Here is a 6,607-nt window from a genome sequence, read left to right as displayed (position 1 = left end):
GGACACCGCCCTTTCACGGCGGTAACAGGGGTTCGAGTCCCCTAGGGGACGCCATTTTCTTTCCGCGTTTTGCGGGCTTCAAGGGTCACTCTTACGGAGTGGCCCTTTTGTTTTTCCGCCTCCGCAAAACGTCTCCCTCGTAACAGCCTGCCGATCAATGGTCGCGCCTGGTGCTTGCGGAAATTTATTACGAGTATAATATTTCAACCATAATATTTACGGAGGCAGCCATGAGCGACAAGAAGGCCCAGACCCGCGAACGCATCCTTGCCGCCGCCCGCGCCGCGCTGATCCAGCGTGGCCCGGCGGAGTCCAGCGTGGGCGAGGTGATGGGGGCGGCGGGGCTGACGGTGGGTGGCTTCTATGCCCACTTCGAGAGCAAGGATGCGCTGATGCTGGAGGCTTTCCGCCAACTGCTCGGCCGCCGTCGCAGCCTGCTCCAGCAGCTGGATGCCGATCTCTCGCCAGGTGAGCGGCGCGCCCTGGTGGCGGCCTTCTACCTGTCGCGCAAGCACCGCGACAGCCAGGACGATGGCTGTCCGCTGCCCAGTTCGCTGGGTGAGCTGGCGCGTTTGCCGGAGAGCTTTCGCGCCAGCCTGGCCGAGCACATCGAGCTGATGACGGCCGAACTGGCCGGCAGCCCGGAGGAGTCCGACAAGGTGCTGGCCGATCTGGCGCTGATGGTCGGCGGCCTGGCGATTGCCCGGGCGCTGGGCGATGGCGCGTTATCCGACCGAGTTCTGCGGGCCGCCAAGTCGGCGGTTGTCTGAGGCAAGGCCCGGCAGCGCCGGGCGTGATAGTGAGGAGAAGCGATATGAGCAGCCTGGGCTGGGTTCGTGGCTTCAACGCCACTGTGGGTCGTCTGGCACCCGAGCTGGTCGCCAGCAAGATGCACCGCGCGTTTCTCACCCCGCGCGATCTGCCGCCGCGCGACTGGGAGCTGCCGCTGCTGGCCGAGGCGGAGCGCATCACCCTGCGCTTCGGCCTCTCCGCGCTGCGCTGGGGGCAGGGGCCGGCCGTGCTGCTGTTGCATGGCTGGGAAGGGCGGCCGACGCAGTTCGCCAGTCTGATCCGCGTGCTGGTGCGTGCCGGCTACGGCGTGGTGGCACTGGATGCCCCGGCCCACGGTCGTTCGCCGGGGCACGATGCGCATGTGGTGCTGTTCGCCCGGGCGCTGCTGGAGGCCGCCAGCGAGCTGCCGCCGCTGAAGGCGGTGATCGGCCATTCGATGGGCGGCGCCAGTGCGTTGCTGGCTACCCAGCTGGGCCTGCGTAGTGAAATGCTGGTGACCATCGCCGCGCCGGCGAAGATCCTCGGGGCGCTGCGCCGTTTCGCCCACTTCGTCGGCCTGCCGCGCCAGGCGCGGGCGCGCTTCGTGCGCATGGTCGAGCAGAGCGCCGGCATGCCGGCGACGCAGATCGATGTGGAGCGCTACGAGCTGGCTTTCCCCGGGCTGGTGGTGCATGCCGAGGATGATCCGCTGGTGCCTGTCGACGAGGCGCAGAGCATCCACGCGGCCTGGTCGGCCAGTCGCCTGCTGCGCCTGCCCAGTGGCGGCCACAGCAAGCTGCTGGCCGACCCGCAGCTGGCCGAGGCGGTGCTGGAGCTGCTGGGCAGCGCCGATCCGTCGGCCGGCCTGGCGCGCCGTGGCCTGGGCGCTGCAGATGGGCTCGCGGCACTGGCCTCCTGACGAGTCCGCGCCCGGGTCGCCTCAACGTGGTGGCGCGGGCCGGCTTGGGATGGCCGCCGAGATGGCGCATCATGGCGGCCTGTCCCGTGATGGCGCCCGCCCATGAAAACCGTCGAGTTCCACGAATTTGCCGATCGCCAGCAGTGTGTCCACCAGTTGGCGGATGACCTGGTCGTGGTCCTGGGCCAGGCGCTGGCGCGGCAGGCGCGGGCGACCCTGCTGCTGCCGGGCGGGAGCAGCCCGCAGCCCCTGTTGCCGCTGCTGGCGCAGGCGGCGCTGGATTGGGCGCGCATCGACCTGACGCCGACCGACGAGCGCTGGGTCGCCGCGGAGGCGGCGCAGAGCAACGTGCGCCTGCTGCGTAGCGGCCTGCCTCTGGCTCAGGTGCTCGATCCGCGCCAGGCTGCCACGCCCGAGCTGGCCGCCGCCGGCTGGCAGGAGCGGCTGCGGCCCCAGCTGCCATTTGCCGCGGTGCTGCTGGGCATGGGCGAGGACGGTCACTTCGCCTCGCTGTTCGCCGGCATGTCGGGGTTGGCTGCGGCCCTCGATGCAACGGCCGAGCCCGCCGCGCTGCCGGCCTGGGCGCCGAGCGAGCCGAGCCAGCGCCTGTCGCTGAATCTGTCGATGCTCTGTCGCACCGGCTGGCTCGGCCTGCTGGCCTTCGGCACGGCCAAGCGCAAGCTGATCGAGCGGGTCGCCCGCGTCGACGGGCAGGGTCGCGAGCTGCCGTTGCATGCGCTGTACCACAACGGCCTGAGCCCCTTGCGCATCTACTGGGCGCCCTGACTCGCTAGCGGCGATAGGCGGGCAGGCCCGGCGTGTGCTGATGCACCGATAGGCCCCGAGCAGGGTCTAAGTCGTTACACTCTGGCTGGTCAGAATGAAAAGCGGGTGCCGTGATGCTCAATGCCGTTGTCGAACAGGTTACTGCCGCCTTGGAGCAGCGCTCGGCGGCGCGCCGTGCACGCTATCTGGAGCGCCTGCAGGAAGCTGCGCAACGCGCTCCGCGCCAGCATCTGGGGTGCTCCAACCTGGCCCATGCCCTGGCCGCGCAGGACAGCGATGCGCGGCTGATCATGAAGCAGGGCGGCTCGGCGCATATCGCCATCGTTTCCAGTTACAACGACCTGCTCTCGGCCCATGCGCCGCTGCGCGACTATCCCGAGCGTCTCAAGCAGGCCCTGGCCCGTGTCGGTGCTACCGCGCAGTTTGCCGCCGGTGTGCCGGCCATGTGCGATGGCATCACTCAGGGCGAGGCGGGCATGCAGCTGTCGTTGTTCTCCCGCGACCTGATTGCCCAGGCCACGGCCATCGGCCTGACCCATGACATCTTCGACGGCGCCCTCTACCTCGGGGTGTGCGACAAGATCGTCCCGGGCCTGCTGATCGGCGCCCTGCACTTCGGCCACCTGCCGGCGGTGTTCGTGCCGGCCGGGCCGATGCATTCCGGGTTGGCCAACAAGGAGAAAGCCGCCGTGCGCCAGCGCTATGCGCGCGGCGAGGTCGGTCGCGCCGAGCTGCTCGCGGCCGAGCTGGCCTCTTACCATGAGGCCGGCACCTGCACTTTCTATGGCACCGCCAACACCAATCAGTTGTTGATGGAGGCCATGGGCCTGCATGTGCCGGGCTCCGCCTTCGTCCATCCCTATACGCCGTTGCGCGATGCGCTGAGCGAGGAAGCCGCGCGTCTGGTGGCGCGCAACAGCTCGAAGGGCGAGCGCTTCCTGCCCGTCGGTCGGCAGATCGATGCGCGGGCGCTGGTCAATGCGCTGGCCGCCTTGCTGGCCAGTGGCGGTTCGACCAACCACAGTCTGCATCTGCCGGCTATCGCCCGGGCCGCCGGTTATGAACTGCTCTGGGAGGATTTCGCCGCATTGTCGCGGGTGGTGCCATTGCTGGCGCGGGTCTACCCCAATGGCGCGGCCGACGTGAACCAGTTCCAGGCCGCCGGCGGGCCGGCGTGGATCATCCGCGAACTGCTCGCTGCCGGGCTGATGCATGGCGATGTGGCCACCGTGGCCGGCCACGACCTGGCCGACTACGCCCGCGAGCCCTGGCTGGAGGAGGGGCGCCTGGCCTGGCGCGAGTTGCCGGCGCAGACTCCGGCGCCCGATATCGTTCGCCCCGTGGCTGAGCCGTTCAGTCGCGAGGGCGGCTTCACCTTGCTCGAAGGCAATCTGGGCCGAGCCATGCTCAAGACCTCCGCCGTCGACCCGGCGCAGTGGCATGTGCGGGCGCCGGCGCGGGTATTCGCCTGCGAGTCCGCGGTGCAGGCCGCCTACCAGGCCGGCGAGCTGACCGGCGACCTGGTGCTGGTGGTGCGCTTCCAGGGGCCGCGCGCCAACGGCATGCCCGAACTGCACAAGCTGATGCCGCTGCTGGCCAACCTGCAGGCGGCCGGGCAGCGGGTGGCGCTGGTCACCGACGGGCGCCTGTCCGGCGCTTCCGGGCAGGTGCCGGCGGCGCTGCATGTCACCCCGGAAGCGGCAGTGGGTGGCGCCCTGGCCCGCCTGCAGGACGGCGACATGCTCGAGGTGGATGCGCTGGCCGGTGTGCTGCGCGTCGAGTTGGCGCCGTCACAACTGGCAGCGCGTCCGCTGGCCGAAGTGCCGCATGGGCTGGTTGCCGGCTACGGTCTTGAACTGTTTGCCGCGCAGCGCCGGCTTGTCGGTGCGGCCGATTGTGGCGCAAGTATTTTCGATGAGGGGGACTGACATGAGCCTGACGATGGACAAGGTGTTGCAGCAGGCGCGCCCGGTGTTGCCGGTGCTGGTGATCGAGGATGTCGAGCTGGCGGTGGACCTGGCCCGCGCCCTGCACGCCGGTGGCATCAGCGTGCTTGAGGTGACCCTGCGCACCCCGCGTGCTCTGGATGCCCTGGCGGCGATCCGCCAGGCCCTGCCGGAGCTGCTGGTGGGCGCCGGCACGGTGATTCATGCCGAGCAGTTCCAGGAGGCCCGCGATGCCGGTGCGCAATTCACCGTCAGCCCCGGCTGCACCGAACGCCTGGCCGCCGCCGCCGAGGATTCCGGCCTGCCGTACCTGCCGGCGGTGATGACCCCCTCCGAAGTGCTGCTGGCCCTGGAATACGGTTATCGCTCGCTCAAGCTGTTCCCGGCCAATGGCGCGGCCAGCGTGAAGATGCTGAAAAGCTTCAAGGGGCCGTTCACCGGCATCCGTTTCTGCCCCACCGGCGGCATCACCGTGGACAATCTGCTGAGCTTCCTGCGCCTGCCCAACGTGGCCTGCGTCGGCGGCACCTGGATCGCCCCGGACAACCTGATCCGCGCCCGCGCCTGGGACCAGATCACCCAGCTGGCCAGCGAGGCCTGCGCCCTGGCCGCCAGCGTGGAGGTCAAGGCATGAGCTGGGATCTGCCGATGCCCTTCGTCATCGACCTGCAGGTGGCCGCCGAGGACATCGACGGCCTCGGTCACGCCAACAACGCGGTCTATGTCAGCTGGCTGGAGCGCTGCGCCTGGCGCCACTCGCAGAGCCTGGGCCTGGACCTGAGCGAATACCGCCGCCTGGATCGGGCCATGGCCGTGCTGCGCCATGAGATCGACTACCTGGCCAGCGCCTATGAAGGCGAAGCGCTGCAAATGGCCACCTGGATTGTCGAGTCCGACCAGCGCCTGAAGATGACCCGCCACTTCCAGCTGTGGCGCCCGGCCGACGCCAGCACCCTGCTGCGCGCGCAGACCACCTTCGTCTGCATCGAGCTGTCCAGCGGCAAGCCCAAGCGCATGCCGGTCGAGTTCGTTGAGGGTTATGGCCAGGCGTTGCGGGAGCCCGCGGCGCCCTAGCTGACCGCGGCTTGCAGAAGGCGCCGTGCGGTCATCCACGGCGCTATAAAGGCCCGGCGCCTGCCGCTACAATCGCCGCCCCGTTTTCCCCCGAGAATCCTGCCGTGCAAATTGCCCTGGCGCCCATGGAGGGCCTGGTCGACGAGATCCTTCGCGATGTGCTGACCCGGGTCGGCGGCATCGACTGGTGCGTGACCGAGTTCATCCGGGTCAGCGATCGCCTGCTGCCGGCCTCGCACTTCCGCAAGCTGGCGCCGGAGCTGCGCACGGGCGCACGCACCGCCGCCGGCACGCCGTTGCGCGTGCAACTGCTCGGCTCCGACCCGGTCTGCCTGGCGGAAAACGCCGCCTATGCCTGCGAGCTGGGCGCGCCGGTGATCGACCTCAACTTCGGCTGCCCGGCCAAGACGGTGAACAAGTCGCGCGGCGGCGCGGTGCTGCTCAAGGAACCGGAGCTGCTCCACGCCATCCTCTGTGAAGTGCGCCGGGCGGTGCCGCGCGAGATACCGGTAACGGCCAAGATGCGCCTGGGCTTCGACAGCCCCGATGGCGCCCTCGACTGCGCGCGGGCGCTGGTCGATGGCGGGGCGGGGCAGCTGGTGGTGCATGCGCGGACCAAGACCGACGGCTACAAGCCGCCGGCCCACTGGGAGTGGGTGGCGCGGGTGCAGGAGGTGGTGCGCGTGCCGGTGTATGCCAATGGCGAGGTGTGGAGCCTCGACGACTGGCGGCGTTGCCGCGAAGTCAGCGGCGTCGAGGACATCATGCTCGGCCGCGGCCTGGTGGCCCGCCCGGACCTGGCCCGGCAGATTGCCGCGGCGCGCGCCGGGCACAGCGTGGTGCCGATGAGCTGGGACGAGCTGCTGCCGCTGCTGCGCGATTTCTGGCTGCAGGCCCGGCGCAAGATCGCCCCGCGTTACGCCCCGGGGCGCCTCAAGCAGTGGCTGGCCATGCTCACCCGCAGCTACCCGGAGGCGGTCAGCCTGTTCGCCGCGATGCGCCGCGAGAACGACTGTGAACGGCTGGATCGGCTGCTGGCCGCTGCGGCTGGCGGCGAGCGGATGACCGGCGAGGCGGCTGCCCGGCTGTCCTGAGTGGAGGGGGGCTGCTG

General features: G+C 69.8%; 7 protein-coding genes. All 7 read left to right on the top strand.

Translation table 11 applies throughout. The annotated features are described in order from the left end of the window. Positions 1-230: 230 nt before the first annotated feature. Positions 231-770: a TetR/AcrR family transcriptional regulator gene (locus F3I16_RS19395; protein ID WP_160495168.1), complete on the top strand. Its 540-nt coding sequence runs from the start codon at positions 231-233 to the stop codon at positions 768-770. A 44-nt stretch (positions 771-814) separates the two neighbouring features. Then, complete coding sequence (locus F3I16_RS19390; protein ID WP_160495167.1) at positions 815-1,690, top strand: alpha/beta fold hydrolase; 876 nt, start codon at positions 815-817, stop codon at positions 1,688-1,690. Between the two features lie 102 nt (positions 1,691-1,792). After that, a complete protein-coding gene (locus F3I16_RS19385) occupies positions 1,793-2,476 on the top strand; it encodes a 6-phosphogluconolactonase (RefSeq protein WP_160495166.1) in 684 nt (227 codons plus the stop codon). A 113-nt stretch (positions 2,477-2,589) separates the two neighbouring features. Continuing rightward, positions 2,590-4,404 (top strand): phosphogluconate dehydratase, encoded by a 1,815-nt coding sequence (gene edd / locus F3I16_RS19380; protein WP_160495165.1) that lies wholly within the window; start codon positions 2,590-2,592, stop codon positions 4,402-4,404. A gap of 1 nt (position 4,405) precedes the next feature. After that, complete coding sequence (locus F3I16_RS19375) at positions 4,406-5,056, top strand: bifunctional 4-hydroxy-2-oxoglutarate aldolase/2-dehydro-3-deoxy-phosphogluconate aldolase (protein WP_160495164.1); 651 nt, start codon at positions 4,406-4,408, stop codon at positions 5,054-5,056. After that, positions 5,053-5,496 (top strand): thioesterase family protein, encoded by a 444-nt coding sequence (locus tag F3I16_RS19370; RefSeq protein ID WP_160495163.1) that lies wholly within the window; start codon positions 5,053-5,055, stop codon positions 5,494-5,496. Before F3I16_RS19375 ends, F3I16_RS19370 begins: the two co-directional genes overlap by 4 nt. Before the next feature lie 104 nt (positions 5,497-5,600). Then, complete coding sequence (locus tag F3I16_RS19365; protein WP_160495162.1) at positions 5,601-6,590, top strand: tRNA-dihydrouridine synthase; 990 nt, start codon at positions 5,601-5,603, stop codon at positions 6,588-6,590. Positions 6,591-6,607: the final 17 nt, after the last annotated feature.

Origin of the sequence: Pseudomonas sp. L-22-4S-12, from assembly GCF_009799935.1 — a bacterium.
GTDB lineage: Bacteria > Pseudomonadota > Gammaproteobacteria > Pseudomonadales > Pseudomonadaceae > Aquipseudomonas.
Note: the sequence above shows the minus strand (reverse complement) of the source record. Positions and strands in the feature narration are given on the sequence as shown.

Bases quoted from the DNA above. Each gene is read 5' to 3' on its own strand.
- F3I16_RS19395 (WP_160495168.1), top strand. From the start codon at position 231: ATGAGCGACAAGAAGGCCCAGACCCGCGAACGCATCCTTGCCGCCGCC.
- F3I16_RS19390 (WP_160495167.1), top strand. From the start codon at position 815: ATGAGCAGCCTGGGCTGGGTTCGTGGCTTCAACGCCACTGTGGGTCGT.
- F3I16_RS19385 (WP_160495166.1), top strand. From the start codon at position 1,793: ATGAAAACCGTCGAGTTCCACGAATTTGCCGATCGCCAGCAGTGTGTC.
- edd (WP_160495165.1), top strand. From the start codon at position 2,590: ATGCTCAATGCCGTTGTCGAACAGGTTACTGCCGCCTTGGAGCAGCGC.
- F3I16_RS19375 (WP_160495164.1), top strand. From the start codon at position 4,406: ATGAGCCTGACGATGGACAAGGTGTTGCAGCAGGCGCGCCCGGTGTTG.
- F3I16_RS19370 (WP_160495163.1), top strand. From the start codon at position 5,053: ATGAGCTGGGATCTGCCGATGCCCTTCGTCATCGACCTGCAGGTGGCC.